This window comes from Amycolatopsis sp. NBC_00438, assembly GCF_036026695.1.
GTDB lineage: Bacteria > Actinomycetota > Actinomycetes > Mycobacteriales > Pseudonocardiaceae > Amycolatopsis.
On the sequence record NZ_CP107923.1, the window covers coordinates 3,944,420 to 3,970,359 of the forward strand.

Annotated in this window: 28 protein-coding genes and 1 pseudogene; 17 read left to right on the plus strand and 12 right to left on the minus strand. The window is 72.1% G+C overall.

Annotated features, from left to right (window positions below; all coding sequences use genetic code 11):
- Positions 1-30: 30 nt before the first annotated feature.
- The 3 genes from OG494_RS17455 to OG494_RS17465 all read left to right on the plus strand — a co-directional run bounded on the left by OG494_RS17455 (position 31) and on the right by OG494_RS17465 (position 3,269).
- Positions 31-594 carry a TetR/AcrR family transcriptional regulator gene (locus tag OG494_RS17455; RefSeq protein ID WP_328456951.1) on the plus strand — a complete coding sequence of 188 codons (564 nt, stop codon included), beginning with the start codon at positions 31-33 and terminating at the stop codon, positions 592-594.
- A gap of 16 nt (positions 595-610) precedes the next feature.
- Positions 611-1,345 carry a (R)-mandelonitrile lyase gene (locus OG494_RS17460; protein WP_328456953.1) on the plus strand — a complete coding sequence of 245 codons (735 nt, stop codon included), beginning with the start codon at positions 611-613 and terminating at the stop codon, positions 1,343-1,345.
- Between the two features lie 79 nt (positions 1,346-1,424).
- Complete coding sequence (locus OG494_RS17465) at positions 1,425-3,269, plus strand: glycoside hydrolase family 5 protein (protein ID WP_328458960.1); 1,845 nt, start codon at positions 1,425-1,427, stop codon at positions 3,267-3,269.
- Positions 3,270-3,297: 28 nt separating this feature from the next.
- On the opposite strand, the gene OG494_RS17470 is transcribed toward OG494_RS17465, so the two are convergent.
- The gene (locus OG494_RS17470; RefSeq protein WP_328456955.1) at positions 3,298-4,503 is read right to left on the minus strand and encodes a glycosyltransferase; all 1,206 of its coding nucleotides are present in this window, start codon (positions 4,501-4,503) and stop codon (positions 3,298-3,300) included.
- Between the two features lie 178 nt (positions 4,504-4,681).
- On the opposite strand from OG494_RS17470, the gene OG494_RS17475 reads away from it, so the two are divergent.
- The 5 genes and pseudogenes from OG494_RS17475 to OG494_RS17495 all read left to right on the plus strand — a co-directional run.
- Complete coding sequence (locus OG494_RS17475; RefSeq protein WP_328456957.1) at positions 4,682-5,386, plus strand: hypothetical protein; 705 nt, start codon at positions 4,682-4,684, stop codon at positions 5,384-5,386.
- A 121-nt stretch (positions 5,387-5,507) separates the two neighbouring features.
- Positions 5,508-6,197 carry a response regulator transcription factor gene (locus OG494_RS17480; protein WP_328456959.1) on the plus strand — a complete coding sequence of 230 codons (690 nt, stop codon included), beginning with the start codon at positions 5,508-5,510 and terminating at the stop codon, positions 6,195-6,197.
- Entirely contained in the window at positions 6,194-6,445 is a 252-nt protein-coding gene (locus tag OG494_RS17485) for a hypothetical protein (RefSeq protein WP_328456961.1), read from the plus strand. Before OG494_RS17480 ends, OG494_RS17485 begins: the two co-directional genes overlap by 4 nt.
- 16 nt (positions 6,446-6,461) lie before the next feature.
- The gene (locus OG494_RS17490; RefSeq protein WP_328456963.1) at positions 6,462-6,911 is read left to right on the plus strand and encodes a hypothetical protein; all 450 of its coding nucleotides are present in this window, start codon (positions 6,462-6,464) and stop codon (positions 6,909-6,911) included.
- Between the two features lie 75 nt (positions 6,912-6,986).
- Positions 6,987-7,166 (plus strand): annotated as a pseudogene (locus OG494_RS17495) (zinc-binding dehydrogenase); the annotation flags it as partial.
- Between the two features lie 73 nt (positions 7,167-7,239).
- Here OG494_RS17495 and OG494_RS17500 read toward each other — a convergent pair.
- The gene (locus tag OG494_RS17500; protein WP_328456965.1) at positions 7,240-7,812 is read right to left on the minus strand and encodes a TetR/AcrR family transcriptional regulator; all 573 of its coding nucleotides are present in this window, start codon (positions 7,810-7,812) and stop codon (positions 7,240-7,242) included.
- 78 nt (positions 7,813-7,890) lie between these two features.
- On the opposite strand from OG494_RS17500, the gene OG494_RS17505 reads away from it, so the two are divergent.
- From OG494_RS17505 to OG494_RS17515, 3 genes are read left to right on the plus strand one after another with little or no spacing between them, the layout of a single operon-like run.
- Positions 7,891-8,508 (plus strand): NAD(P)-dependent oxidoreductase, encoded by a 618-nt coding sequence (locus tag OG494_RS17505; protein ID WP_328456967.1) that lies wholly within the window; start codon positions 7,891-7,893, stop codon positions 8,506-8,508.
- Entirely contained in the window at positions 8,505-9,413 is a 909-nt protein-coding gene (locus tag OG494_RS17510) for an SDR family NAD(P)-dependent oxidoreductase (RefSeq protein WP_328456969.1), read from the plus strand. The genes OG494_RS17505 and OG494_RS17510 overlap by 4 nt, the downstream gene beginning before the upstream one ends.
- Before the next feature lie 30 nt (positions 9,414-9,443).
- Positions 9,444-10,139: a hypothetical protein gene (locus tag OG494_RS17515; protein WP_328456971.1), complete on the plus strand. Its 696-nt coding sequence runs from the start codon at positions 9,444-9,446 to the stop codon at positions 10,137-10,139.
- Here OG494_RS17515 and OG494_RS17520 read toward each other — a convergent pair.
- From OG494_RS17520 to OG494_RS17550, 7 genes are all read right to left on the minus strand, one after another.
- Entirely contained in the window at positions 10,106-10,399 is a 294-nt protein-coding gene (locus OG494_RS17520; protein ID WP_328456973.1) for a hypothetical protein, read from the minus strand. The two genes, OG494_RS17515 and OG494_RS17520, sit on opposite strands and share 34 nt — an antisense overlap.
- The gene (locus tag OG494_RS17525) at positions 10,396-12,528 is read right to left on the minus strand and encodes a DUF6351 family protein (protein ID WP_328456975.1); all 2,133 of its coding nucleotides are present in this window, start codon (positions 12,526-12,528) and stop codon (positions 10,396-10,398) included. The genes OG494_RS17520 and OG494_RS17525 overlap by 4 nt, the downstream gene beginning before the upstream one ends.
- A 203-nt stretch (positions 12,529-12,731) precedes the next feature.
- Positions 12,732-12,860: a hypothetical protein gene (locus tag OG494_RS17530; protein WP_328456976.1), complete on the minus strand. Its 129-nt coding sequence runs from the start codon at positions 12,858-12,860 to the stop codon at positions 12,732-12,734.
- A gap of 31 nt (positions 12,861-12,891) precedes the next feature.
- The gene (locus tag OG494_RS17535) at positions 12,892-13,308 is read right to left on the minus strand and encodes an alpha/beta hydrolase fold domain-containing protein (RefSeq protein ID WP_328456977.1); all 417 of its coding nucleotides are present in this window, start codon (positions 13,306-13,308) and stop codon (positions 12,892-12,894) included.
- Between the two features lie 215 nt (positions 13,309-13,523).
- The gene (locus OG494_RS17540) at positions 13,524-14,213 is read right to left on the minus strand and encodes a M15 family metallopeptidase (protein WP_328456979.1); all 690 of its coding nucleotides are present in this window, start codon (positions 14,211-14,213) and stop codon (positions 13,524-13,526) included.
- A gap of 187 nt (positions 14,214-14,400) precedes the next feature.
- Positions 14,401-15,342: an NADP-dependent oxidoreductase gene (locus OG494_RS17545; protein ID WP_328456981.1), complete on the minus strand. Its 942-nt coding sequence runs from the start codon at positions 15,340-15,342 to the stop codon at positions 14,401-14,403.
- A 150-nt stretch (positions 15,343-15,492) separates the two neighbouring features.
- Complete coding sequence (locus tag OG494_RS17550) at positions 15,493-16,359, minus strand: helix-turn-helix domain-containing protein (RefSeq protein ID WP_328456983.1); 867 nt, start codon at positions 16,357-16,359, stop codon at positions 15,493-15,495.
- Between the two features lie 72 nt (positions 16,360-16,431).
- Here OG494_RS17550 and OG494_RS17555 point away from each other — a divergent pair, with 72 nt between their 5' ends.
- The 3 genes from OG494_RS17555 to OG494_RS17565 all read left to right on the plus strand — a co-directional run bounded on the left by OG494_RS17555 (position 16,432) and on the right by OG494_RS17565 (position 18,868).
- Complete coding sequence (locus OG494_RS17555) at positions 16,432-16,932, plus strand: MarR family winged helix-turn-helix transcriptional regulator (RefSeq protein ID WP_328456985.1); 501 nt, start codon at positions 16,432-16,434, stop codon at positions 16,930-16,932.
- 77 nt (positions 16,933-17,009) lie between these two features.
- A complete protein-coding gene (locus tag OG494_RS17560; RefSeq protein ID WP_328458961.1) occupies positions 17,010-17,834 on the plus strand; it encodes a DUF72 domain-containing protein in 825 nt (274 codons plus the stop codon).
- A gap of 101 nt (positions 17,835-17,935) precedes the next feature.
- Positions 17,936-18,868: a DUF3592 domain-containing protein gene (locus OG494_RS17565; protein ID WP_328456987.1), complete on the plus strand. Its 933-nt coding sequence runs from the start codon at positions 17,936-17,938 to the stop codon at positions 18,866-18,868.
- A gap of 34 nt (positions 18,869-18,902) precedes the next feature.
- Here OG494_RS17565 and OG494_RS17570 read toward each other — a convergent pair whose 3' ends face one another.
- Complete coding sequence (locus OG494_RS17570) at positions 18,903-19,412, minus strand: hypothetical protein (protein ID WP_328456989.1); 510 nt, start codon at positions 19,410-19,412, stop codon at positions 18,903-18,905.
- A 109-nt stretch (positions 19,413-19,521) separates the two neighbouring features.
- On the opposite strand from OG494_RS17570, the gene OG494_RS17575 reads away from it, so the two are divergent.
- Positions 19,522-20,097, plus strand: a complete 576-nt coding sequence (locus OG494_RS17575; protein ID WP_328456991.1) for a dihydrofolate reductase family protein — start codon at positions 19,522-19,524, stop codon at positions 20,095-20,097.
- 24 nt (positions 20,098-20,121) lie between these two features.
- On the opposite strand, the gene OG494_RS17580 is transcribed toward OG494_RS17575, so the two are convergent.
- Entirely contained in the window at positions 20,122-21,129 is a 1,008-nt protein-coding gene (locus OG494_RS17580) for an RNA polymerase subunit sigma-70 (RefSeq protein WP_328456993.1), read from the minus strand.
- A 150-nt stretch (positions 21,130-21,279) separates the two neighbouring features.
- Here OG494_RS17580 and OG494_RS17585 point away from each other — a divergent pair, with 150 nt between their 5' ends.
- Both OG494_RS17585 and OG494_RS17590 read left to right on the plus strand, forming a co-directional pair.
- A complete protein-coding gene (locus OG494_RS17585) occupies positions 21,280-21,840 on the plus strand; it encodes a phosphoribosyltransferase family protein (protein WP_328456995.1) in 561 nt (186 codons plus the stop codon).
- 465 nt (positions 21,841-22,305) lie between these two features.
- Positions 22,306-23,865: an alpha/beta hydrolase gene (locus OG494_RS17590; protein WP_328456997.1), complete on the plus strand. Its 1,560-nt coding sequence runs from the start codon at positions 22,306-22,308 to the stop codon at positions 23,863-23,865.
- A 197-nt stretch (positions 23,866-24,062) separates the two neighbouring features.
- Here the strand turns inward: OG494_RS17590 and OG494_RS17595 are convergent, their stop codons facing one another.
- Positions 24,063-25,886 carry a cupredoxin domain-containing protein gene (locus OG494_RS17595; RefSeq protein WP_328456999.1) on the minus strand — a complete coding sequence of 608 codons (1,824 nt, stop codon included), beginning with the start codon at positions 25,884-25,886 and terminating at the stop codon, positions 24,063-24,065.
- Positions 25,887-25,940: the final 54 nt, after the last annotated feature.

Genomic DNA, 25,940 nt, shown 5'->3' on the forward strand with positions numbered 1-25,940 from the left:
TGTACCTACTAGTATGTACAGTCTCGGTCCATGGGGACGAGAGACCAGCTGATCGACAGCACCCGCGAACTGTTGTGGGAGCGGGGTTACGTGGGCACGAGCCCCAAGGCCATCCAGCAGCGGGCGGGTGCCGGGCAGGGCAGCATGTACCACCACTTCGCCGGCAAGCGGGAACTCGCGCTCGCCGCCGTGCAGCGGAGTGCCGACGAGCTGCTCGCCGCCGCCGATGCGCAGCTTCGTGCGCCCGGGAGCGCCGTCGAGCGCGTCACCGCTTACCTGCGTCGTGAACGCGAAGTGCTGCGAGGCTGCCCCATCGGGCGGCTCACGCAGGATCCCGACATCGTCGCCGACCCGGAGCTGCGGGCTCCGGTCGACGAGACCCTGAAGCTCCTGCAGGCAAAACTCGCCGCTGTCCTCGACGAAGGCCGGGCGGCGCACGAACTGCCCGCCGAGCTGGACACCGCCGCGCTCGCCGCCACCGTCGTCGCCGTGCTGCAGGGCGGGTACGTGCTGGCCCGCGCCGCCGCCGCGCCCGAACCCTTCGACCAAGCCGTTTCCGGTGTGCTCGCGCTGCTCGCCGCGCACACCCGCTGAACCCCGGGGAGTTCCCGTGCACGTTCGTCACGTTCCGTCCGCCACCACCCCCGCGCCCGCCGATGTGATCACCGGCAGCGCCTGGGTCACCACCCTCGCCGTCCCCGAGGGTCCGTCGCGCACTCAGGTCGACCGGGTGCAGTTCGCCCCCGGCGCGCGCACGCGCTGGCACCGGCACCCGCTCGGCCAGGTCCTCGTCGTCACCGAGGGCACCGGCTACGTCCAGCTCCGCGGCGGCCCGGCGCAGCTGATCCGGCCCGGGGACACGGTCCGCGTCGCCGCCGGCGAATGGCATTGGCACGGCGCCACCGACACCACTTCGATGACGCACCTGGCCATCGAGGAACTCCCCGAAGACGGGACCACGGCGGAGTTCGCCGAACCGGTGAGCGCCGCCGGGTCCGCGGCCGCGCCCGCCGAACCCGTCACGCGCACGCTGGTGCTGGAGCAGCGCCTCCCGGAACCCCGGGTGGTCGACTACGTCGAGCTGCGCCGCATCACCATCGCGCCGGACTTCGGCGCCGGGCTGCACGTCCACAATGGACCCGTTTTCGGCAGCATCGAAACCGGCTCCGCGGTCTACCAGATCGAAGGCGAGCCGGAGTCGGTGCTCACCCCGGGAGACGTCTTCTACGAGCCGGAGGCGACCCGCATCGCCCGCTTCGACGCGCGGGAGGACGGCGTCACGTTCCTGGCCTGCTTCCCCGTGGGGCCGGGCGAAACCCCCAGCCTGACCCCGCTCGACAGCTGACCCGACGAACGGCGGGCCCGCACCCGGCTGCCGGTATACAACCGGTCGAGACACCCGTTAACCTCCGCGCGTGAGGATCATGGATGTCCTGCTCACCACGCTGCTGACCGCCGGCGTCGTCGCTCCGATCCCCGTCCTGGCGCCGGCTCCCGCCCACGCGGATCCGGCGCCTTGGGCCGGGCCGCTCAGCACCCGCGGCCGCTACATCGTCGACGCGGCGGGCAACCGGTTCAAGCTGAAGGCCGCCAACTGGCACGGCGCGAGCGGCACGTGGACCGGGTCCGGCGCCATCGACGACCCGGCCGACCACCACGCCGGCGAGATCGCCTACCAGACGCCGCTCGGGCTGGACCGCGCGTCGATCGACACCGTGATCGACGGGCTGGCGGGCCTGGGCCTCAACAGTGTCCGGCTGCAGTTCTCCAACGCGATGATCCACGACACGACGCCGGTCCCCGACCTGCCGGCCAACCCGGACCTGCGCGGCAAGACGCCGCTGCAGGTCTACGACCGCGTCGTCGAGCGGCTGACCGCGCGCGGGTTCGCGGTGATCCTCAACAACCACACCACGACCTCGCGCTGGTGCTGCGGTCTCGACGGCAACGAGCGCTGGAACACCGCGCAGTCCGAGCGGCAGTGGCAGGACGACTGGCTGTTCATGGCGCGGCGCTACGCCGCGAACAAGCGGGTGGTCGGCGCCGACCTGTACAACGAGGTCCGCCGCAACACCTTCGACGACCCCAACTGGGGCTGGGGCAACGACAAGGACTGGCAGCGCGCGAGCCAGCAGGTGGCCGACCGCATCCTGACCGAGGCGAACCCGGATCTGCTGATGATCGTCGAGGGCATCAACTGGACCGGCCTGCCGATCGACGGTTTCGCGCACGGCCGTCCCACGCTGGAGCCCGCCCGGACGCTGTCGCACACGCTCGTGGACTCCGGGAAACTGGTCTACTCGGCGCACTTCTACGGCTACACCGGGCCGAACCACTCCGGCGCGACCGGCATCGGCGAGACGCACGACCCGCGCTACCGCGACCTCTCGCCCCAGGACCTGCGCGACACCCTGTACCGGCAGGCGTTCTTCGTCGAACAGGACACCGGCAAGCACTACACCGCGCCGCTGTGGATCAGCGAGTTCGGCGAGGGCCGCAACACGACCGACCCGGCGTCCCGCACGTTCTTCGAGAACTTCGTGGACTACCTCGCCGAGACCGACACGGACTTCGCCTACTGGCCCGCGGTCGGCTTCCAGACCGGCGGCACGGGTGACGGCTGGTCGCTGCTCGCCTGGGACGCCGCCGGGAAACGCATCGACGTCCTCGACGGCCGGGACTGGCGCGGCCCGGCGTGGCAGCGGCTGGTGAACGCGCCGTCGCGCACCGGACAGATCCCGCAGGCCGACCACTGGTCGATGCTCGACCTCGACTACGGCGACTTCCAGGAGTCCCGTTCGGTCCGCACGCTGCCGGACTGGAATTCCGGCGCGCGCAAGGGTGTCTGCCCCGACGGCCAGCGCCTCGCGGGTCTCGCCCACACCGGCAACCGCGGCCTGTGCACGGGCAGCCTGCCGGTTCCGGCCGGGTACGTCGTGGTCCGCGACGAGTCCTTTGTGGACACGGACTGGGCGTCCGGCTACACCAAGCTGCAGTGCCCGGCCGACCACGCGGTGGTCGGCTACAGCGTGACGGGCGCCGCGGTCTCGGCCGTGCTGTGCGGCAGGTCCGCGACACCGCTGGGCCGCACCGGCCGCACGGTCTGGTTCGACCGCGGCGACAACCGCCCAGCCGGCGACCCGAGCGGCGACTTCGCGTCGGGGAGCTACAAGGGCCAGTGCGCACCGGGCGAGTACGTCGCCGGCGTCGCCTACACCGGCCGCATCGGCGCCAACCGGACGCCGGACGCACTGCTCTGCCGGTCCTGAGGCCACCACGGTGGCAAAACGTGCCCGCTCACCGGAGGGCGTCGTACAGCCGGCGCGCGGCCACCTCCGCGCCGTCCGTGCGGAGCCGGGCGGCCAGTGCCGTCGCGCGCGCCCGGGTCTCGGGCGCCAGCGCCGTCGTGAACGCGGCGCCCAAGGAGCGGACGGTCGCGGCCGGGCCGTCGAGGGTCACGCCGAGGCCCAGGTCCGCCACCTGGCCGGCCCAGTACGGGTTGTCCGCCAGTCGCAGCGGTACCACCACTTGCGGCACGCCGGCCCGGGCGGCCGTCATCGTCGTGCCCGCGCCGCCGTGGTGGATCACGGCGGCCACTTCGCCGAAGAGGCGCTGGTGGTTGACTTCGCCGATGGCGAAGCCGTCGCCTCGGTCGTCGACCAGGTCCAGGTCCGCCCAGCCGCGGGAAACGAGCACGCGGTGACCTCGCGCGCGGATCGCCTCGACGGCGTTGGCGGCGATGTCCGGTGCCGGGACGATACTGCCGAAGCCGACGTAGACCGGCGGCGCGCCCGCTTCGAGGAAGCGCACCAGGTCGGCCTGGAGCGGACGTTCGTCCGGCAGGGTCCAGGCACCGGTCTGGACCACGTCGAGTCCCGGGATCTCCCGCCACGGCCCCAGAACCGGGTCGGCCGCCAGCCACGGCCGGTCGGAGTAGACGTGGCCGCGGACGTCGTCGACCGGCGGCAGGCCGAGCCGGGCCCGGTGGCCGTTGAGGGTCTCGCGGAACTGCGCGTTCACGTGCTCGGCGTCCAGCTCCCACCGCGTCCGGTTGTCGCCCGTCCCCGGTTCCGGCCAGCCCGGCCGCGGCGGCGGCGCGTGGTGGGGCGAGGGCAGGTTGACCGCCGAATAGCTCGCGTACACGTAGCGGATGCCCGCGGCCTCGGCCACCGACCGTGCGGCGACCTGCGCCAGGCCGGCCACCACCAGCGCGGCACACCCGTCGGCCGCGCCGGGCAGGACGTCGAACTGCGCGTCGACCAGCTCGGTCCGGTACCGGGACAGGTCCGCGGCCGACGGCGGGGTGCTCCCGCGCATCAACGCCCGCACGGGCGGCCCGACCGGCACCAGCCGGATCCCGGCGCCGGCCAGCCGCGCCGCGAACTCCTCGTCCGGCGGGGCGCACATCCGCACGTCCACGCCGAGGTCCTGCAGGCGCACCGCGAGGGCGACCAGTGGTTCGACGTCGCCCCGCGTACCGTACGTCGACAACAGCACCCGCATTCCGCGTCCTCTTTCGGTCGGTCACCCGGACCACCGCAACGTAGCGAAGTCCCGGGGTACGGGCCATGTCGGCTCCGCCGATCAACGCTCCCCCGCGCCGGGAGCCCGTCCTGACTGACTACGGTGAAACGTCAGCGCGCCTGGTTCCCGAACGTCGGCCCAACCCGAGGACCACCCGATGCCCAGTTCGTCCGTCCCTGCCCCCGACGTTTCGATCATCCTGCCCTGCGCCGGATTCGGGACGCGTTTCGGTGCGCCGTACTCGAAAGAGCTGCATTGCCTTGCTCCCGGCGTAACGGTGCTGGACCGCAGCCTGGAGGCCGCGGTCGAACTGGCCGCGAGCGGTCTGAACGTGCGGCTGGTCGTCGTGTTCCGGACCCACAAACTCGACACGGTGAGCTATCTCGCGCGCTACGCCGAGACCTTCCAGATCGTCTTCCTCTACCAGGACGAGTCGTTGGAACCGGGGCTCGACGGCGCGATCCGGTCCGCCTTGCCGATGACGCAGGGGCCGGTGGTCCTCGTGCTTCCCGACATCGTTGTCACCGGCGCGGGCAGCGCGGGCGTCCTCCTCTCCGCGGTGCGCCGGACCGAGGAGACGGGGTGGAGCGTGGTCGCCGTCGAAGAACAGGATCCCGACACGCTGCGGCAGATGGGCGCGCTGACCGTGGCCGAGCGGGGCCACGACCGGACGGTCGAGGCGGCCGCCGAAAAGCCGGCGGATCCCGCGCCCTTCAACGCGTGCTGGGGCATGGTGGCGGTGACCGCGGCCGAGGCGCACCGGCTGCCCGCGGTGGTGCGCAAGGGCGCGGAGAGCCCCTTGCCCGGCGCGGTGGCGCTCATGGTGGAGCGCATCGTCAACTACAACACCGCCGCCGGCTGACGGCCGGGGCGCTTGGCAAGTGTGACGAAACCGCACGGGTTCGCGACGGTTCCGCCGCGGCTCCGGGCGAAGGCGACAGAGCGCCTTTACGATCGGCGGGCAGTTCGATCTCGGGGGAACCATGTCGCGCATCCTGCTCGTCGAAGACGACGCCGCCCTGGCCGAAGCGCTCACGCTCGCGTTGAAGGCGCTCGGGCACGACGTCGTCGTCGCGCCGACCGGCGAACGGGCGCTGGAGGCCCTGTTCACCGACCAGCTCGAACTCGAGTTCGTGCTGCTCGACGTGATGCTGCCCGGCATGGACGGCTTCGAGGTCTGCCGCCGCATCCGCGCCCGCAGCCGCCTGCCGCTGGTCCTGCTGACCGCGCGCGGCGACCCGATCGACGTCGTCGCCGGGCTGGAATGCGGCGCCGACGACTACGTGGTCAAACCGGCCGAGCCGCGGGTGCTCGACGCGCGGATCAAGGCGATCGGGCGGCGCGCCGTCACCGCGCACGGGCCGTCGGCGGGCCTGCTGCGCATCGGGCGCCTGGAGATCGACGCGGGCGCGATGAGCGTGACCCGCGACGGCGTCGAACTCGCGCTCACCGCGACCGAGATCCGCCTCCTCGTCGAGTTCGCCGACCATCCCAACCAGGTGCTGAGCCGGCAGGTCCTGCTGAAACGCGTCTGGGACTACGGTTACGTCGGCGACTCGCGGATCGTGGACGCGGCGGTCGCGCGGCTGCGGGCCAAGATCGAGGACGACGCGGCGAACCCCGTGGTGCTGAAGACGGTCCGCGGGCTCGGCTACCGGCTGGTGGACCGGTGAGGCGGCCGTCCTTCGGGCTGCGGGCGAAGGTGACGGCCGCGGTCGTGCTGGTCACGACGACGGCGACCGCGGTGATGGCCTTCACGGCGTCGAGACTGCAGGAGGACGACGCCGTCGACGGCTTCGGCTACACCGCGTCGACGTCGTTCGGCGCCTTGTTCGAGCAGTCGTGGCGAGGACTCGAAGCCGTGGCGGGAGGCCGCGCCGGGCTGGACGACTTCGCCAGGGCTGGGATACTTCGCCGGTGATGCGGGAGGGACGTCGATGAGCTCTCAAGCGGGATCGGGGATCGTCCTGCTGGCGATCTGCGCTCTTGTGGCGACGACCGTGTTCGTCGGGGTCCGGCGGCGGGAGAAGACCGGGGGTCTCGGCCAGGTCCCGCCGCCGGCCCCGGAGTACGCGCGCCGGATCACCGCGTTGCGGGACGAGGACTACGACCTCGTCCTGCGGGGCGGGGCCTGGGTCAACGGCATCAACGTGACGTGGCCGTTCGCCAGCTTGCTGATCAGCCGGAACCAGATCGAGCTGCGTGTCCAGGTCCTGATGCCGATCCGGATCGCCCGCGCCGAGGTGACCGGCCTGCGCCGGGTGCGTGGGCCGTTCAGCCGCGGCTTCAAGTTCCGGACCGCGTCGGGCCGGTTGGACAAGGTGACCTTCTGGCCCGTGGGCAAGGCCGGGAACCAACTGACCGAACTCGGCTGGCCCACCCGCTAACGGCCTCGGTCAGGGCGGGCGGCGGTCCGGAGGCCGTCCATCGGCAGGTCCAGCCCGGACGACACCGTGCTGATCGTGCCGGGAGCCAACGGCGCGAACGCCGCTCCCGGCGCCCTGGAGGAGATCGCCCGCCTGGTCGCGGCGGGCCGGCTCCGGGTGCCGATCGCGGCGAGCTTCCCGATCGGGCAGATCCGCCGCGCGGCCGAGCTGCAGGCCGGCCGGCACGTGCACGGCAAGGTCGTCATCGACCTCTAGCCAGGCCGTGCGTCGGGTGTGCGGCGGAAGCGGCGTTCGGCACCACTGTCCCTCTTGTCCGGGTTCCGCGAACTCACCGGTCGGTGGACCAGGTGCCCAGGGCGGCGACGACGGCGTCGATGAGGGCGGAGTCGATCGGCGCGCGCTCGATGGTGCTGCGGTAGTATATCGGCCCGATGGCCATCGCGGCGGCGTTGCGGCTGGTGAGTGTGAGGGTCACTTCGCCGCGCGCCTGGGCTTCGTCGAGGGCGGCCGCGAGCCGGTCGGCGAGGATGCCGGCGAACTGCGCGCGGCGGGCGTCCATGTTCTCGTCCCACAGGGCGGTGTTGGCCAGGGTCGTGGACACGGCGCGGACGTCGTCGAGCTCGAGCTGGCGGGCGATCGCGGTCAGCTCCCGTCGCAGCCACTCCCGGGTGGGAACGGTGGCCTTGTCGAGGAACGGCATCGGGACGGTGGCCATGACCTCGAGGAGGAGCGGTTCGGCCTGGGGCCAGTGGCGGTAGACGGTCGCGCGGCCCACTCCCGCGCGGTCGGCGACCAGCACGTGCGTCACCGCGGTCGGGCCGCTTTCCAGCAGCAGCTCACGGGCGGCGTTCAAGATCGCTTCGCGGCTTCGCACGGATCGGGGATCTGTCTCGCTGGTCACGAACCGATCCTATGAGACAACTTGACTCGCAGCATGACGAGTGTGCATCATGTCGGTATGAGACATCCTGTATCACAGATGACCGTGGCGGTCCTCGGAGCGACCGGTGCCACCGGACGTCACGTGGTGTCCACGGCGCTTGAGCGCGGGCACCACGTGATCGCGCCGGTCCGCCGGGCGGGAACTTTCGCGCCGCGCGAGGGGCTGGACGAAGTGATCTGGCCCGAGGTCACCGACGTCCCGGCCCTCACGCGTGTCCTGCCGGGCACGAGCGTGGTGATCAGCGCGCTGGGCGGGGCCGGCAACGGGCCGACGACGGTGTGCACCGAGGGCATCCGCTCCGCGGTCACCGCGATGAAGGCGGCCGGGGTGGCCCGGCTGATCGCCGTCAGCGCGCACGGTGTGCTGGAGACGCACGACAAGTCGTTGTACTCGGTGGCGGTGTGGGCGAATGTCGCCGACCGCATGCGCGACAAGGAAACGATGGAGCCGCTCATCACCGCTTCCGGTCTGGACTGGACGATCGTGCGGCCGCCGAAGCTCTCGGACCACGACGGGATCGGGAAGTACCGGGCCGGCACCGACGTGCGCATCCGGCTGTGGAGTGCGATCGGCCGCGCCGACCTCGCCGCGTTCCTGGTCGACGAGGCCGAAACCCCGCAGTACACCCACGCCTACCCGCGGATCACCCGGTGACCCCCGCCCTCCCCGACCTGACCGGGAAAGTCGCCGTCGTCACCGGCGCGACCGGCGGCATGGGCCGGATCATCGCCGCCGACCTCGTCCACGCCGGCGCGCACGTGATCACCGTCGCCCGCGATCCCGCTCGCGCGGACGCCTTGCGCGCACGCATCGGCTCACCGGCGGCGAACCGGCTCGAGGTCATCCCCGGGGACCTGTCCCGGCGCGCGGACGTCGTGACCGCGGCGAACACCGTCCTGGACCGGCACGACCGGATCCACCTCCTCGTCAACAACGCCGGCGCGCACTTCGCCGAACACCGCGTCTCGGCCGACGGCGTCGAGATGCACATCGCCCTCGACTACCTCGCCGCCTACGGCCTCACCACCCTGCTGGACGGGCCGCTGCGACGCGGCCGGGCCCGGGTGGTGAACGTCGCCAGCGACACCCTCAACGACACCCGGCAGATCAAGCTCCCCGGCAAGCCACGGCCGGCGACCCTCGACCTGGCCGGTGTCGGCGACCTCGCGGAACTCAATCCCGCCACCGGGTTCGCGCCCTTCGAGGCCTACGCACGCGCCAAGCTCATGACCGTCACCGCCGGCTACGCGCTCGCCCGCGACCTCGCCGCCGACGGCGTGACCGTCAACGCCCTGCACCCGGGGATCGTCGCCACCGACATCATCGACGACCTCGTGCCCCCGCTGCTACGTCCCTTGCGCACGCTGATCCGCCGCAGTCTGCTCACCCCCGCCGAAGGAGCGCAAAGCGCGACACGCATCGCGACCGACCCCGCCCTGGCCGGCGTCACCGGCCGCTACTTCAGCCGTGACACGGAATCGAGCACTCCCCCGGTATCCCACGACCCCACCACCCAGCGGAGACTCCTCGCGCTGAGCCGGACCCACTTCGCCGGCTGACCTGTTCGGGCCGCCTGCTTGGATGTCGGTGTGACCGTGTACGACCTCGCCCGTCGCCTGCCCGCCGTCCCGGACCTGCGCGCGCTGTGCCGTGCCCTGGCCGCGCTGGACGTCGTGCTGAGCCCGGACAGCCAAGACCGGTACCACCTCTACGACACCGCTTGGGCGCCCGGTGCGGAGCTGGCGTCCAAACGGGACGGCGCCGGCAACGAATACTCCGTCGTGTTCACGGCCGCGGGCGCGTACGTGCGTGGTTTCGACCACGAGTCGCCGATGAGCCCCTACGCCACCGACGACGACGAGCCGTGGCCCGGGGTGCTCGACGCCGTGCCCGGAGTGTTCCGGGAGTGGGTGGCGGAACCGGCGTTCTCCGACGAGTTCGGCACGCCGTATGTCACCGTGTGCTTGTGGCGCGAGCACGGCGACACCGCCTGGCGGCACGGCGACATCACCTTCCCCGACCGGGGTGACGACGGGGCCGGCTGGCTGTTCGCCCTGCTGACCGACGGCACCGCCGAGGCGTTCCGGGAGTGGGCGCGGGACTACTACGAAAGGCCGATCGACCTCGACGCGGTGCGCCACCTCTACGCCGGGCGGCCACTGACCGCGGACGTCGTGACCGCGCTCAACCCCGCCACCACCCTGGCGGCCGTCGCGGAGCACGTCGCCGCGACCGGCTACCCGCTCCCCGGTCAGCCGGGCAGCGGGACGTCCAGCCGCCCGTAGCGGTACGCGCGCACGGCCACGACGAACTCGTCCACCGTGAGGCTGCCGTCGAAGTCGATGCGGTCGAAGGCGGCGTCGGACTCGGCCTCGCCGGCTCCGGTGACCAGTCCCGCCGGTACAGCCGCACGACTTCGGCTGACATTTCCCGGCTGCTTCGGGAAGAAGATCGCGTTGGCCGTCCCGGCGGTGTCGATCGCCTCCGGCGGGGTGACCACGGGCAGGTGAGCGCCGGGGTCACCGAGCCGACGGCCTCCGGTCACCGCAGCTTCGTCGGCGGGGTGGTGCCGGTCCGTTCGTCGCCGTAGCTGAGCCAGGTTCCGATCGGGGCACGCTGCCCGACGCCCGGCCGGCCGTAGTCGCACACGCCGCCGGGGAACGCCGCTCGCAGGCGAGTCCGCTCCGCGGCGGTGAAGGCGACCGGGTAGTCGTGGAAGTCCAGCGGCCGGAGGCGGCACTTCAGCACGTCGAGGGACAGGCTCTCCCCCGCCACCAGCCGGGTGTTGGCCGCCACCGGGTACTGCGCGCCGCACTGGCCGCTCGCCGGGTACGTCAGCTTCTCGGTGATCCGCGACGCGGCCGAGAGGTAGCAGCCGTCGCCGAGGTCGCCCGGCCGGTTCGCCAGGACCTTCTGCTGGAGGCTCCGGTGGGAACCGTCGGCGTCGATCGCGGTCAGCCAGCGGTCCATCGCGTCGAGCTCGTAGACACTGGCGGCCGCGGCTTCGGCCGCGGTGGCGTGGTTTTCGATGATGACCTGGTTGCCCGCGGTGCCGTTGGCCCGCAGAAGCCGTTGCCGCATCACATAAGACCACTCGGTGGTGTGAATGTCGTTGCCGAACCCGGCGAGGTCGAGATCGGTCCGCTGGTCGATGATCGGCGTCACCCGCAAGCCCTGCGACGCCGAGTTCACGAGGTCGTCGGCGTACACCGTTTCGAGCGCCTTCGGGTCGGCCGCGATCCGTTGTGCCACGGGCTTTCCGGTGTAGTCGAGGCCGCCGATGGCGGCGTTGAGGTCGACGAACTGCGCCGCGGTGATCGTCCCGGCCTTCAGCGCGGACAGGCCGTACTGCACGCCGGTGGTGTCCAGCGGGCTGCGCACGAACCCGGTCTTCGGGTCCCGCCCGAGCTGGTTGGCCAGCTGCTCGTTCGAGTTGCACTTCACCCCGCGCGGGTTGGTCACCGGATCCCAGCGCGCCGGGACCGGGATGGCCGCGTTGCAGCTGCCGGTCGCGGTGGCGCGGCTGGCGAAGGTCTGGTCCCAGGAGACGCAGGTGTCATAGCTGGCGAAGCCCGCGACGGCCTGCTTCTGCGCCGCGGTGAACGACGCGCCCGGCCCGGCGAAGTACCGGTCCAGCAGACGGCAGTCCGACACCGGGCCGCCGGTGCTCAGCGGGTCCGGGAACGAGACGCCCGGGATGATGCCGTCGACGATGCCGGGGTAGTTCTCGGCGATGTCGTACTGCTGGATCGCCCCGCCCGAGCCACCCCAGCCGATCGTGTGGGCGACCGGGCCGTAGGTCTCGACGAAGTGTTCCTTGACCATCATCGCCGCTTCGGCCGAGATGATCGGGCTGCAGTTGTTGTCGAGCACGTTCAGGCTCGACGACGTCACCGCGTAGCCCTGCGCCAGGAACAGGTCGTTGACGACCCCGCCGGTCGAGTTGCCCTGGTGGTAGCCCGCGTTGCAGCCGCCGCCGAAGGTGTAGACCAGCTTCCCGTTCCAGCTCTTGTCCGGCGCGTCGGGCGACGGCGCGCCGTCGTAGAGCGCCGCCATCTCGTAGACGGCGCGGTCGATCGTGCCTCGTTCGACGCGCACCACGTACGGCACCGGGTGCCCGTTGACCGTGGCCGTCGCGAGGTCCGCGGGCCGCGCCGCTGGGTCCGTCAGCGGCGCGAACGCCCCGGCGGTGTTCTTGTACTGGTAGCTCACCTGGGTCGGCGCGCTGCACAACGGCTGCGACGCGGCGGGCAGGCCGAACGCCTGGGTCTCGCAGTAGAACGGGTGCTGCTGCGAGCCGGAGAAGACCGGCCCGGTGATCGGGTGGTTGGTGACGCGCAGGTTCGCCCGCTGGTCCGCGCCGTGCCCGCCGGCCCGGGCGCTCAGTTCGTTGGCGCCGTTGCGCAGGCCGGTCACCAGGCCGAGCAGGCTGCCGTCCGGCTGGGCGCGGAAGCTGGACGTGACGTCGCGGCCGTTGTCGCTGACCCTGACCTGGCCGGCCGGCGTTCTCCCCGGTGGGACCACCCTGACCAGCACCTGTCCCCCGCTGACGAGCGCGGGCCGCGGGTTCGACACCGTCTCGATCGTCAGCTGCCGCCCTGCCGGCGTGCCGGGAGCGGCCACCGCGGTCGCGGTCCCCAGCAGGAGGACGGGCGCGGTCAGGGCCGCGACCACGATGGATGAGCGTAAAGGACGGTCGGCCACCAGACACTCCGCTCGCTTGTGGCATCGCGTCATCGCGACACCGGGCAGCTGCCGGTATAGCACCTGCGGCCCGGCCGGAACAACAGCCGGTTCCGGGCCGCATCCGTTGTGGAAGAACCGAAACGCCGGATCCTCGGGCACGGCCGAGGTGCGTCCGCGTCCGCCGGGCCGGGTCAGGCGTGCAGGCGGCGGCGCAGGTAGTCGCGCCAGGTCAGCTCGGACGAGCGGGCGAGCGCGGAGGTGGCCGCGAAGCGGTCCCAAGCGTGGAACGCGCGAGCGTAGAGGTGCAGGTCGACCGGCACGCCGGCGGCGGGCAGCCGGTTCGCGAAGCCGCTACGTCGTCGTGCGGCACATCGAACCGGGCAACCGCGACAAAGGTGTCGGCAGGCCGGTGGCCCGTCCGGGCGCGGCGTAGGAGGTGCACGTCGCCGGGTGCCGGCCGGTCACCCAGGACCGCGGCCCAGCCAGGCCGGTGTCCTCACGGGTGCGGACGACTTCGGCGCTGCTCTCGAAGCACGACGTCTCAAGCCGGTCATCCGGCATCGGGCGGAGCAGGGACAGCGAGTTCGGCTGCGGGGCCCGCCGGTCGCGCGCCATGAGCGCGGTGGCCGGTGCCCCGCCGCTGCTGGCCCCGGCCGGCCCGATCCGGAGCTCGGCAGCGTGGCCGGCGAGGTGGGTGTAGGCGAGGTAACCGTCTTCGGCGGCGCCGGGAGCCCGGGTCTCGGGCCCCAGCCGGTACTCCGCACGCATCTCGACCGGGCGTTCACGGATCTCCGGCCAGCCGCGAACTCCCCCAAGTGACGATCAAGCGCTGCCGATCGTGGTCGACCGGCGGCGGTCGTTGTGCCTTGCCCGGAAAGGTGATCACCGCCTCGCGTGAAGTTTCGCGAAGACTGTCCACTGTGGCCACGGCGTCCGGACGTCCGGCGCGAGTGCGGCGGACGTCCGGACGAGACTCGCAGCCGTCAGGGCTTCTCGAAGTGCTGGTAATCGATCGGGGTGTCCCAGGAACCACCCCACGTCCAACCACGAGAAGTGAACGCCCGCTCCGTGGCGTCACCCGCGTGGATCATCCCCGGCACAGCGAGCGTGCGATCCACATACGGCGCCCCGTTGGGCGGATACACCGCACCACTACCGGAGATGTACGGATTCTGCACCGTGTTCACATCGATCGCCCGACCATACGAATGATTCGACCACGCCGTACCACCGGTGATCGCCCGGCAGTTGAACGCCGAGGTGTTGTTCGCCGCCATCGACGCGTCATCGTCCGAGCCGTACTTCTCCACCGTCTCCATCCGCTCGATCGGGAACCGACCCCGATACAGATCAGCGAAGGTGTACGCCACCTCCACCGCCCGATCGGCGTTGACCACCAGCTCACCCCGGTGCACCGCCCCGTCGAAACCGACGAAGTTCACACTCACCAGCCGCAACTGATCGGGCCCGACCGGACAACCCTCGTGCCAGCTCGACCCCAGCCGCTCCGCCGACACCGGCCTGATCAACGCGACATAAGGCGGAAGACCACTCGCCGCCGGCGCGGCGACCTCCACAGTCTGAATCGTGGCCGCCGGCGCCGGCGTCACACCGGCCAAGACCACCGACACCGCGAGCGTAAGGACAGCGAATACCCTGGTTCTCAGTTTCATGACGCCGACACACTTCACCGCGTGGTTCGGCTTAGCCGGAGTCGGATTCGCCACATCCGGGCAACCTCGGGCGCACCCGCTTATCGTGACGCGCGGACCACCCGGTCAGCCGTGCTGGTGCGAAGGGCGGACGTCGCACCGGCGGGCGTCCACAGTAGACACGGCACCCGCCGGATCCGCGCGGACGTCAGGCGGAGACCCGGACGACGACCTTGCCGTGCACCGCGTTCTCGGCGGCCCGTGCGTGCAGCGCCGGCAGCTCGGACAGCGGGACCCGCTCGGCGACGTCGACGCGCAGCTCGCCGCCGTCGATCAGCGCCACGAGCTTCGCCAGCTGTCCGGCGTCGCTGCGGACGAACAGGTCGATGCCGCGCACCCCGCGTTCCTCGTCGGCGGGAGCGGGCATCCACACCGTCGTGTTCACCACGACCCCGCCCGGCCGGACCAGGGTGACCAGCGCGGCCAGCTCCGCCGGCTCGACCGGCGCGAGGTTGAGCACGACGTCGACCGGCTCGGTCACCGCCGCGGTCACCCCGGTCGTGGTGTGGTCGACGACTTCGTCGGCACCGGCCGATTTGACCGCGTCGCCGCTGCGCGGGCTCGCCGTGGCGATCACGTGGGCGCCGGCTCCCTTGGCCAGCTGCACCGCGTATCCCCCGACCGCGCCGCCGGCGCCGTTGATCAGCACCCGCTGCCCGGACCGCAGCTTGCCGTGGTCGAACAGCGCTTGCCACGCGGTCAGCGCGACCACCGGCAGCGCGGCCGCGTCGGCCAGCGGGACGCTCTTGGGCGCCGGCGTCAGGACGTCGGCCGGTGCGAGGACGTACTCGGCGGCCGCGCCGTCGCCGTCCATCGGCAGGAACCCGATGACGTCGGCGCCGACCTCGACACCCGCCACGCCGGCGCCGAGCGCGTCGACCGTGCCGGCGACGTCGAGGCCCGGAGTGTGCGGCAGCTCCACCGGGATGGGGCCGCGCATGAAGCCGCCGCGGATGTTGCCGTCGACGGAGTTGAACGACGTCGCGGCGACGCGGATCCGGACCTGCCCGGCTCCGGGAACCGGCTGGTCCACGTCCTCGTAGCGCAGGACGTCCGGGGCGCCGTACTCGTGGAAACGCACTGCCTTCATCGGAGTTCTCACCTTCGTCGAGCCCATTCGCTTCGAATTCGAAGCAACTGCCCAGCACAGTACTGTTGCTTCGAATGTGAAGCAAGTGATACCGGTCACCGCCGGCTTCCTTGATCCACCCGGACCTCAGGATCGTGGCAACGGGCGCGATCAGCCTGGGCCGGCTTGGCCCACCTTGACCACGGCCGGCCCGCCGGAGGCGCGGACGACCTCGCCGAGCCGGGCCGCGTCGGCCGAGCCCGGCGCCGCGGTGAGGACGACCGCCATCAGGCCGTCACCGGGCACCTCGAGCAGGGCGCCGTCGAGGGCGATGCCGCCACCGTCCGGATGCCGGAACACGGCACGGTTTTCGTAGGCGGAGACCGTTTCCGGCGTGCGCCACAGGGTGTCGAACCGACGGCTGGCGCTCCGCAGCTCGTCGACGAGTCCGGCGAGGGACGCGTCGGCCGGGTAACGCAGGTGCGTGTCGCGCAGCCGGGCGGCCAGGGCGGCCCGGAAACCGGCTTGGTGCTCCTCGCTCCGGCCGATCTCCTCGCGCGCGTCGCAGAACGTGCGCCACGCGACGTTCCAGTCCCGGGCGGTCCCGGCCGGCGTCCCGCCGCCCAGCGCCATCCAGGCGCCGTTGACGGCGATGACGTTCCACGCCGCGTCGGTCAGGAACGCGGGGGTGCCGTCGAACCGTTCCAGCAGCCGCAGTGACGCCGCCCCGGCCTCGCGTGGCACCTGCCCGTCGACCGCGGCGTACCCGGCGAGCGCGCAGAGCCGCTCGTAGTCCGCCCGACCGGCCCGCACCGCGCGGGCGATGGCGGTTACCACGCCGGCCGACGGGTGCCGCCGCCCCTGCTCCAGCCGCCGGATGTAGTCCGCCGACACCCCGGCGAGCTCGGCCAGCTCCTCCCGGCGCAGTCCGCGGACCCGGCGTCCGGTGCCCCGCGCGCCGGCCGGCAGCCCGGCGCCCGCGGGCTCGGTGTGTTCGCGCAACCAGCGGACCGCGGCGCCCAGCTCGGACAACGACATGGCGCCAGTGTGCACCAGCGGGACGGCCGCCTTCGCCGAACCCCTTCGAATTCAAAGCAGTAGACTCCGGTCATGTCTGACGTACCACCGTCGCTCGATCCCGTGCAGCTGGGCGCCTACTTCGACCTCATCGAGGTGACCAGCCTGCTGCGGCACGCGGTCGAGCAGCAGCTGCGCGAAGCCGGCGACCTCAGCTACGTGCAGTTCCAGCTGCTGGCCCGGCTCGGGGACGCGCCGACGGGCAGCCACCGCATGACCGACCTGGCCGACGGCGTCGTCTACAGCCGCAGCGGCCTGACCTACCAGGCGGGCCTGCTCGAGAAGGCGGGCCTGGTCGTGCGCGCCCCCTCCCCGGACGACGAGCGCAGCACCACGGTCACCATCACCGACGCCGGGCGCGCGCGGCTCGCCGACGTGCTGCCCGGGCACGTCGAGGTGGTCGGCGGCCTGCTCTTCGAACCGCTCTCCCGCGACGACGTCGCAACCCTCGCCGGCCTGCTGGCGCCGGTGCGAGACCACATGCGGTCGACTCCCCCTCGCTCGGCGGCACCCCGCCGCCGCACGAAAGGCTGAGGACGCGCCTCGGTACCTTGATTCCCCGACGATCGAGGGGAGCTGACGGAGTGGCGCGTCTTCATGTCGGCTGCGCGATGTGGACCCACAAGGCGTGGCCCGGGCGGTTCCTGCCGCAGTCGCTGCCGGCCAAGGAGCGCCTGCGGGCCTACGCCGGCTGGTGCAACGCGGTCGAGGGCAACACCACCTTCTACGCGACGCCGGCCCGGGACACCGTCGCGACGTGGGCGCAGCAGACCGACCCCGGCTTCCGGTTCGTGCTCAAGCTGCCCAAGGTCGTCACGCACGAGCGCCGGTTCGCCGGCGTCGAGGCCGAGATGCGCGCGTTCCTGGACGCGATCGAACCCCTCGGCGACCGGGCGGTCCTGTGGACCCAGCTGCCGGGCTCGTTCGGCCCGTCGGACGTCGACGCCCTCGGCCGTTTCCTGCGCCGGCTCCCCGCCGGCCGCCGGCGCGCGGTGGAAGTGCGTCACCCCGGGTTCTTCACCGACACCGGCTCGGCGTCGCTGCTGGAGGGAGCGCTCGCCGGCGCGAACGCCGAGTGGGTGCCGTTCGACACCACGGTCTTCTTCCGGAGCCCGCCGACCAGCGAGGCCGAGCAGGAAGCCTGGGCCAAGAAACCCCGGCTGCCGCGGCGAACACGGGCCCTGACCGATCAGCCGATCGTGCGCTACCTGGGCCGGGACTCGGTCGAGGAGACGGTCGAAGGGTGGCGGCCGTGGGCCGAGGCGGTCGCCGGCTGGCTGCGCGAGGGCCGCTCGCCGACGGTTTTCCTGCACACCCCCGACAACAACGACGCGCCGGCCCTCGCCCGCCGCTTCCACGACGACGTCCGGGCGCTGGTGCCCGGCCTCGACGCCCTCCCCGAGCCGGAGCCGGTCGAGCCCGCGACCTTGTTCTGAGCACTGCTCGCTTGCACGCCGGGCGAACCCCGTCGGTTGCCTGCTTCCGGTGTCTGCTTTGTCGCAGGTCGCGGCGGGTTTTCCGGCGCTACGCCCGGCCGATGACGCTGGGGATGGACCGGGGTACGACGACGCACCGCCGGTGGCAGAACACTTTTCCGGCCGGAGCGATCGTCTTCGGCTTTGCCGCGGTCGGGGACGCGGCGGGGGCGGTCTACGCGCTGACCGCCCCCGGATACGTCTTCGAGGACGGCGAGTTCGCGGGCGAGCTCACGGTCTTCGTCCTGGCCGCGGTCCTGATGCTCGGCTGTGTCGCCCTCGGGCGGTGGCACGACCGGCGGCGCGCCGCGCTGGTGGCCGAGCACGAACACTGGCTGCCGGCGCCGACCGGGCACGACGGCCGGGGGGAGGTCGACCTCGACGTCGAGATCGCCCGGTTGCGGCCGTTGATGCTGCGCTCCGCGGGCTTCGTGCTCGTGTGGCTGGCCGTGCTCGCCGGGGTGGTCGCGGGATTCGTCGCGATGAACGCCTCGGCCGAGCACCTGCTGAAGACCGGGACGCGCGTGACCGGCGAGGTGCTGGGCGTCTACCGGCACAGCCGGGCCGACGACATCATTTACGTGGCCTATCCCGTGGGCACCAGCGGCTACCGGTACGCCGACATCGTCTGGGACTCCGGCCGGCCGTACACCGAGGGGCAGCAGATCACGGTCATCTACGACCGGGCCGACCCCGATCGGGTGCGCACGCCGGACGAGACCAACGACGACCAGACCTGGATGTGGGTTCAGGTGATCGGGACGATCGCCGGGGTGAGCGGGCTCGTGCTTTCGCTCATCGCCGCGGTGAACTGGCGGCGCCGCTACCGCGCGGTCCGGGCCACCGGCTGGCGGCTCGCCTCGGTGACCGTCGTGCCGGACTACCCGATCCGCCGGGGCCGGCACCTGCCGGACATCGAGGTCGCCTACGCGGTCCCGGCCTACGCGCTGAACTCGCGTACCGGCGCGAAGAACGCGAGGCTGCGGCCTTCGTGAAAACGCACGTCACTTCGCCCGGATCCGGGCGGTGTCACAAGGCGTCGTACTCGTCGCCGTTTTCGTTGAGCAGCACGTAGCCGGGCGACAGTTCCGTCAGGCACCTGCTCAGCGACACCAGCAGTTCCTCGACGGGGACCTGGTCGAATTCCAGCTCCGCGACGACCTCCGAGCGGAGCTGGTCGATCCGGGGCTCGTCCGCCTTCAGCTCGGCGTAGGAAGCTGCGAAGGAGGCGCGCATCGCGTCGACGTCAGGTGCGCTCGCCACGACGTCGTGCCAGGTCGGCACCCCGACGACCAGGCGGATCACGCCGTCCGGGTCGGCGGCGACGATCCCCGCGCCGCCTTCGGAGTCGGCGTAGAGCACGGGGCCGTCGTCGCACACGAAGAACGTGCCGCCCGAGGCGTCGCCGGCGACCACGCGCAACTCGCCGCCCGAGGCCAGCCGCACCGGTTCGACGGGGTCGAGGCGGGCGACGTCGAAGTCGAACACGTCCGCCAGCAGCGCGGCGGCACGGGCGTTCTCGCGGATCCGATCGAACATGGCGGAACGATAGGCCACGCGTTCGGTCCGGCCGCGGGTCGGGCACCGATGAGGTTCTCGCGCCGCACCCGTCCAAATGTGTGGGATCGACTCACGAGAGGCTGGAACGATGCGGAAACTGATCTTCGGCATGAACCTGACCCTGGACGGCTACATCGCCGCGGCCGGCGACGACATCGGCTGGAGCGGGCCGCCGAGCGACGAGCTGTTCCGGTGGTGGCTCGACCAGGAGCTGGCGAGCGGCGTGACGCTGTACGGGCGCAAGCTGTGGGAGGCGATGAGCTCCCACTGGCCGACCGGCGACCAGCAGCCGGGCGCCACCCCGGCGGTGATCGAGTTCGCGCGGAACTGGCGGGACACGCCGAAGGTGGTGTTCTCCTCGACGCTCGACCGGGTCGACCAGGTCGACGGGAACACCCGCCTGGTCACCGGCGACGCGATCGCCGAGATCACCCGGCTCAAGGCCGAGGACGGCGCCCCGATGCGGGTGGGTGGTGCCACGCTGGCCGGGGCGGCCGTGCGGGCCGGGCTGGTCGACGAGTACCAGATCGTCACCCATCCGGTCCTGGTGGGCGGCGGCACGCCGTTCTTCACGGTGCTGGACAGCTGGGTGAACCTGAACCTCGTGGAGACGCGGACGTTTCCCGGCGGCGCGGTGCTGACCCGGTACGAGCCGAGGCGCTGAGCACGCTCGGCTCGACGTCCGGTCTCACCGTGTCGGGGGCAGGTCCAGCCAGGGCTTGCCCGTGACGTCGAATCCGGTGAGCTCGGCGATCTTCCCGTCGACGACGTGCAGGACCGCGACGGCGAACAGCCGGTGCTCCGGGGCGTCCGGGGTGCGAAGGTACAGCGCGGCGGCGGGCATCCGGTTGACCGTCGTGGTGACACCGCGCCAGTCGTCGTGGCCGCGCCGGAAGAGCCCACCGGAGACCCAGCCGTCCACCGCGTCCCCGGCCGTCCTGGTGACGGTGCCCGGATCGGGCAGCATCGCGAAGCGCAGGTCGTCGCGCAGCAGGGACGTCAGCCCGTCGAGGTCGTTGCGCTCGTGGGCGTCGATGTACGCCTTCACCACGCCGCGCTCGTCCTCCGACAACTCGTGGGTGGCGGGACTCCGCCAGTCGAGGCGGCGGCCGCGCAGCTGCTCGCGCATCGTCACGCGGGCCCGCTGCAGCGCGCTGGTCACCGACGCGACGGTCAGCTCGAGCGCGTCGGCGGCCTTCGACGCCGGCCAGCCGAGGACGTCACGCAGGACGAGCACCGCCCGCTGCCGCGGCGGCAGGTGCTGGACGGCGACGATGAACGCCAGCTCGATCGTCTCCCGCGCCACCACCGATTCCTGCGGGTCCTCGGGGAGCATCCGGTCGGGGTAGGGCTGCAGGTGCGGCACCTCGGCGCCGGGGTCCGGCAGGCCGGAAGGCACGGGGGTGCGGTCATGGCGCTTCTCGAGGAAGTCGAGGCAGGCGTTCGTCGCGATCCGGTACAGCCAGGTCCGCAGCGCGGCGTGGCCCTTGAACGTCTCCCGCTTGTGCCACGCCCGCAGGAACGTCTCCTGCGTCATGTCCTGGGCGTCCTCGTAGTTCGCGAGCATCCGGTAGCAGTGCACCTGCAGCGCACGCCGGTGGCGCTCCGTGACGTGCGCGAACCGCGCCGCATCACCCGAGCGGACCGCCGCGATGAACGCGGCCTCGTCGGTGTCGAGCGGTCGGGCGTCGGTCATGGTCGTGGATCCTTCCACCGGGGCGAGGGGGCTGCCAGAACTGACGACGCGGCGGCGGATTTCTCATCGGTGACGCCGCCGGCCCCGGGCCGCTTCGATGTCGAGGTGAAACCGATTGCCTGCAGAAGCCGGCGAAGCGATCATGAGCCGGTGCCCGGAGACGTGTGGCTGGAAGAGGTGAAGTCCGGGCTCCGTGGCGCCTTCACCTGGCACGGAGACCGCACGGACCGGCATCGTTATGCCGACGTCACGGGCTGGTGGCGCCGGCCCGACCTGCTCGGGCACCTCGGTCCCGCGCTGGCGCACCTGTTCGCCGGCGAGCACCCCACGGTCGTGCTCGGGCCGGAATCCCGTGGCTGCCTCCTGGGACCGCTGGTCGCTCTGCACCTCGGCGTCGGGTTCGTCGAGGTGCGCAAAGACCGCGTGGCGTCCAGCGACAGCGATGCCTGGCTGCGGCGGACCACGCCACCGGACTATCAAGACCGGCACCTCACCCTCGGCTTCCGCAGGAACCTGGTCGGCGGTGGCGATCGGGTGCTGTTCGTCGACGACTGGATCGAGACCGGCGGCCAGGCCCACGGCGCCCACCTCCTCGTCGAGGACGCCGAGGCCACCTGGATCGGCGCCGCGACCGTGGTCGACGCACTGAGCGGCAACCAGGTTCGACGGCACCTGAACGTCCGGTCGTTGCTGCACGTCCGGGAACTCTGACCCCTTCGACGGCGGTTCCGAACGGGTACGGCTGCCCGGTGGCCGGGTCGACGAACATCTTCGGACCGTCGGCGGTGGCCGCGCGGCCGTCGATGGCGGAGATCTTCTTCGTGTGGGCTCGTAGTGGACGACGTAACCGCCGCCGCCGAGCCCGGCGACGTACGGGTCGGTGACCCCTTCGACGGCCGCCCGCCGGTTCCTTCGGCGACGGCCTGCTTCGGCGGCTGGAGTGGTGCGCAACCGGGTGCGGCGGCACCGTCCACAGTGCACTCGATCGGGCCGGCCGGGTGACGTCACGACCCGGTGTCCGGCAGACCGGATCCGGCGTTGTCCCTCCTGCGAGCTACCGGGACTGCTCCCTCCGGGGTGACGTTTCCGCGGCCCCGTTCCCGATAACTTCGGCGCCGTCAACGCGGACGGCGGACCAGAAGGTGCCGCCGGCGCGGAAATCGGAGGGCGAGCACCATGATCACCACACGAGGGTCCGGGTCACCGGGCCACCGGTTCGCCGCGATCCTGGCGGTCGCCGCGCTGACCGTGCTCGGCGTGACCGCTTGTGACGCCGCGGACGACGAAGACCGTCCGGCGCCGGCCGCGGGCGTCACCTGGGGAGCGTGTCCGGCTCCGGCGCCGGGCAGCCCCAGGGATCCCCGGCTGACCTGCGCGAAGGTCGAGGTCCCGCTCGACTACGGCCGGCCGGACGGCCCGTCGATCGAGGTCGCGATCTCCCGCCTGGCCGCCACCGACCCCGCCAAGCGGCACGGCGTCCTGCTGCTGAACCCGGGTGGGCCGGCCCTGCCGGGTCTCGATACGCCCAGCGCGATGGCGCCGACGCTGCCGAAGCCCGTCCTGGACGGTTACGACCTGATCGGTTTCGACCCGCGCGGCGTCGGGACCAGCACCCCGCAGAGCTGCGGTCTCGAAAACCCGAGCGTCGCCGCGCTCTTCCCCTACCCCGCCGCCGACGGCTCGATCGACGCGAACGTCCGAGCCGCCCGCGCCACGGCCGCGAAGTGTGCCGCCCAGGCCGGGGAAAACCTCCGCCACTTCACCACCGCCAACACCGCCCGCGACCTCGACCGCGTCCGGGAAGCCCTGGGCGAAGCCAAGATCTCGTACTGGGGCCAGTCCTACGGCACCTACCTCGGGACCGTCTACAGCACGCTGTACCCGGACAAGACCGACCGCGTGATCCTCGAAGGCAACGTCGATCCGGCGCACGTCTGGGCCGGCGAAGCCGAGAGCTGGGGCAAGGGCATGGCCGAACGGTTCCCCGACGCGGCCGCCGTCGCCGCCGGGCAGGACGCCACCCTCGGGCTCGGCGCGACCCCCGGCGAAGTCACCCGGACCTACCTCGCGCTCGCCGATCGGCTCGACCGCCGGCCGGCGCCGGTCCCGGGCACCCCGCAGTCGTTGACCGGGGCGACGCTGCGCGCCGTCACCTACGCGCTGCTCATCCACAACAACACCCTGCCGGTGCTCGCGCAGGTCTGGAAAGCGGCCGCGGATCTGGCCGACGGGCACGTCACCGACGCCGACGGCCAGGTGCTGCAGCAGGTGTTCGCCGAAACCCCGCCGGCCCCGGGCGTTCCCGCGGACAACCAGGCGACCATGTTCCTGGCCCTCACCTGCGGTGACGCCGAGTGGTCCCACGACGTCGGCAGCTACGCCCGGCGCAGCGCCGCCGACCGCGCGGCCTGGCCCCTGACGGCGGGCATGCCGGCGAACATCTGGCCGTGCGCGTTCTGGCCGCAGCCGGCCGAGAAGCCGGTCACCGTGACCGGCGACGGCCCGCGCACCACCCTGATCCTGCAGAACCGCCGCGACCACGCCACTCCGTGGGACTCGGGTGTCGGGCTGCGCCACGCCCTGGGGAACCGCGCCGCGTTCGTCGGCGTCGACAACGGCGGGCACTACGTCTACCACGAAGGTTCGGCCTGCGCCGACAACGCCGTCGTGAGCTTCCTGGACACCGGCCGGCTGCCGGACCAGGACCTCGACTGCACGGACGTCCCGCGGCACTGACCGGCCGGTTACGGCGCGGTCGGCCTCGGCGAAGGCCGACCGCGCCGCCTCGGCTCCCGACCCGCAGCCGCCCTTCCGGAACGGCCCCCCACACCGCCCGCAGCGGCCAACACGACGACGGGAACGGCCGACACGGCACCTGTCGGCTGCCGTGTCGGCCGGTCCGCGATTTGCCGGGACCCCGCGGTTCTCCGGGGCTACACCCGCTTCTTCACGTCGGGCCCGCGGCCGGCGGCGGTGGGCGTGCCGCCGATGTCGGACTCGATGGCCGCCGTGACGATGCGGTTGCGGTCCCCCGCCGACAGCACGCCGTCGGCGACCAGTTCCTGCGTCACCGCCTTCACGTACTTCACGAACCGGTCGTGGGACGGGTACGCCGCGTTCTCGTCGATGACGTCGTTGAGCGTGCAGCCGTTGCCGATGTCGGTGTTCTCGACCTGGCTGTCGATCCCGCCGATCACCACGGTCTCCCGGGTGTCCGAGTTCGGGCAGGCGTCCGGTGGCGGCGCGGCCGCGACCACCGTGAACGCCCCCGACTGCTCCGCCGAGACGTTCCCGGCGACGTCGGTGGCCCGGAACCGGACCGTGTGCGTGCCGAGCGCGGACACCACCACCGGCGCGGTGTACCGCGTCCACGCCCCGCTGTCCACTTTGTACTCGGCGAAGTCCACACCGGACTCCGCGTCGGTCGCCGTCAGTGTCACCGTCGCCTGGCCGACGTAGGACCAATCGCCACTCTGCTTACCGGTCAACGCCAGGGACACCACCGGCGCGGTCGTGTCACCGCCGGCGACCACGGTGAAGGACACAGTCCCCACCGCGGAAGTGTTGCCGGCGACGTCACGAGCCCGGTAGTCCACCGTGTGCGCGCCGGCCGAAGAAACCTGAACCGGTGCGGCGTAGGCGGTCCACGCGCCACCGTCCACCCGGTACTCCACCGCCGCGACACCGGATCCCGCATCGGACGCCGTGACCGTGACGACCGCCTTGCCGACGTAGTTGCCGTCGGCGTCCTTCGTGCCGGCCACGGAAGCCGTGACGACCGGCGCGGTCGTGTCGCTCTTGACCACGGTGAAGTGGGCCATGCCTTCCGGCGAGGTGTTCCCCGCGACGTCACGAGCGCGGTAGGAGAGCATGTGCATCCCGGCCGCGGTCACCGGAACCGGCGCCGTGTAGGCGGTCCACGCGCCGTCGTCCAGTTTGTACTCCACGGCGGCGACCCCGGAATCGGCGTCGGTCGCGGTGATCGTCGCCGTCGCGACGTCCACGTAGTTGCCCGACGCGTCCTGCGTTCCGGCGAGGGACGCGGTCACCGTCGGCGGGGTGCCGTCCCCCTGGCGTTCGACGATCGTGAAGTGCGCCATGCCTTCGGCGGAGGTGTTCCCGGCGACGTCGGTCGCCCGGTAGCCGAGCATGTGCATGCCCAGCGACGAAACCACGACCGGCGCCGAGTACGGCGTCCAGGTGCCGCCGTCCAGCTGGTACTCGACCGAGGCGACCCCGGAGCCCGCGTCGGTCGCGGTCAGCGCCACGGAAGCCGACCCGAGGTAGTTGCCGGACGGGTCCCGGTCACCCGTCACGGCGGCGGTCACCGTCGGCGCGGTCGTGTCGCCGGTGCCGTCGGACACGACGAACTCCCCCACCATCGACGTGTGGCCGGGGATGGTGCAGAAGTACCGGTACTTGCCCGGTGTGAGCGTCACGACCGCCTCGTGCCGACCGTTCTGCGGGTCGAACGGGTTGGCCAGCACGTTCAGCGTGACGTCGTGGTTGTACCCCGGTGTCGAGGTGTCGAACGTCAGGGTGTGCGACATCCCCGTCGTGTTGCCGGTGGCTTCGCTGTTCTCGAAGACGATCGTGGTCTCGCCGGGCAGCGCGCCCGTCGGCGCGGACGCGTATTCGGTGGTGCTGTTGTTCCCGGTCCAGGTCAGGGTCTGGACCGGCGCCGCCACCGCGGGGGTGGCGAGCCCGAGCAGGGCCAGGAAAGCGGCCAGCAGCACGGCGATCGGGCGTGGGGACATCGCGGGAAACCTTCCTGGGAGGAACGGGGGCCGGGCGTGTGCCCGGCCCCCGTC

Excerpts from the sequence above, each read along its gene's own strand:
- OG494_RS17555 (WP_328456985.1), top strand. The coding sequence starts at position 16,432 with ATGTCTGACGTACCACCGTCGCTCGATCCCGTGCAGCTGGGCGCCTAC.
- OG494_RS17470 (WP_328456955.1), bottom strand. The coding sequence starts at position 4,503 with ATGCGGGTGCTGTTGTCGACGTACGGTACGCGGGGCGACGTCGAACCA.
- OG494_RS17575 (WP_328456991.1), top strand. The coding sequence starts at position 19,522 with ATGCGGAAACTGATCTTCGGCATGAACCTGACCCTGGACGGCTACATC.
- OG494_RS17455 (WP_328456951.1), top strand. The coding sequence starts at position 31 with ATGGGGACGAGAGACCAGCTGATCGACAGCACCCGCGAACTGTTGTGG.
- OG494_RS17580 (WP_328456993.1), bottom strand. The coding sequence starts at position 21,129 with ATGACCGACGCCCGACCGCTCGACACCGACGAGGCCGCGTTCATCGCG.
- OG494_RS17540 (WP_328456979.1), bottom strand. The coding sequence starts at position 14,213 with ATGAAACTGAGAACCAGGGTATTCGCTGTCCTTACGCTCGCGGTGTCG.
- OG494_RS17535 (WP_328456977.1), bottom strand. The coding sequence starts at position 13,308 with ATGCGTGCGGAGTACCGGCTGGGGCCCGAGACCCGGGCTCCCGGCGCC.
- OG494_RS17570 (WP_328456989.1), bottom strand. The coding sequence starts at position 19,412 with ATGTTCGATCGGATCCGCGAGAACGCCCGTGCCGCCGCGCTGCTGGCG.
- OG494_RS17545 (WP_328456981.1), bottom strand. The coding sequence starts at position 15,342 with ATGAAGGCAGTGCGTTTCCACGAGTACGGCGCCCCGGACGTCCTGCGC.
- OG494_RS17505 (WP_328456967.1), top strand. The coding sequence starts at position 7,891 with ATGACCGTGGCGGTCCTCGGAGCGACCGGTGCCACCGGACGTCACGTG.
- OG494_RS17490 (WP_328456963.1), top strand. The coding sequence starts at position 6,462 with ATGAGCTCTCAAGCGGGATCGGGGATCGTCCTGCTGGCGATCTGCGCT.
- OG494_RS17465 (WP_328458960.1), top strand. The coding sequence starts at position 1,425 with ATGGATGTCCTGCTCACCACGCTGCTGACCGCCGGCGTCGTCGCTCCG.
- OG494_RS17595 (WP_328456999.1), bottom strand. The coding sequence starts at position 25,886 with ATGTCCCCACGCCCGATCGCCGTGCTGCTGGCCGCTTTCCTGGCCCTG.
- OG494_RS17590 (WP_328456997.1), top strand. The coding sequence starts at position 22,306 with ATGATCACCACACGAGGGTCCGGGTCACCGGGCCACCGGTTCGCCGCG.
- OG494_RS17475 (WP_328456957.1), top strand. The coding sequence starts at position 4,682 with ATGCCCAGTTCGTCCGTCCCTGCCCCCGACGTTTCGATCATCCTGCCC.
- OG494_RS17480 (WP_328456959.1), top strand. The coding sequence starts at position 5,508 with ATGTCGCGCATCCTGCTCGTCGAAGACGACGCCGCCCTGGCCGAAGCG.
- OG494_RS17565 (WP_328456987.1), top strand. The coding sequence starts at position 17,936 with ATGACGCTGGGGATGGACCGGGGTACGACGACGCACCGCCGGTGGCAG.
- OG494_RS17550 (WP_328456983.1), bottom strand. The coding sequence starts at position 16,359 with ATGTCGTTGTCCGAGCTGGGCGCCGCGGTCCGCTGGTTGCGCGAACAC.
- OG494_RS17560 (WP_328458961.1), top strand. The coding sequence starts at position 17,010 with ATGTGGACCCACAAGGCGTGGCCCGGGCGGTTCCTGCCGCAGTCGCTG.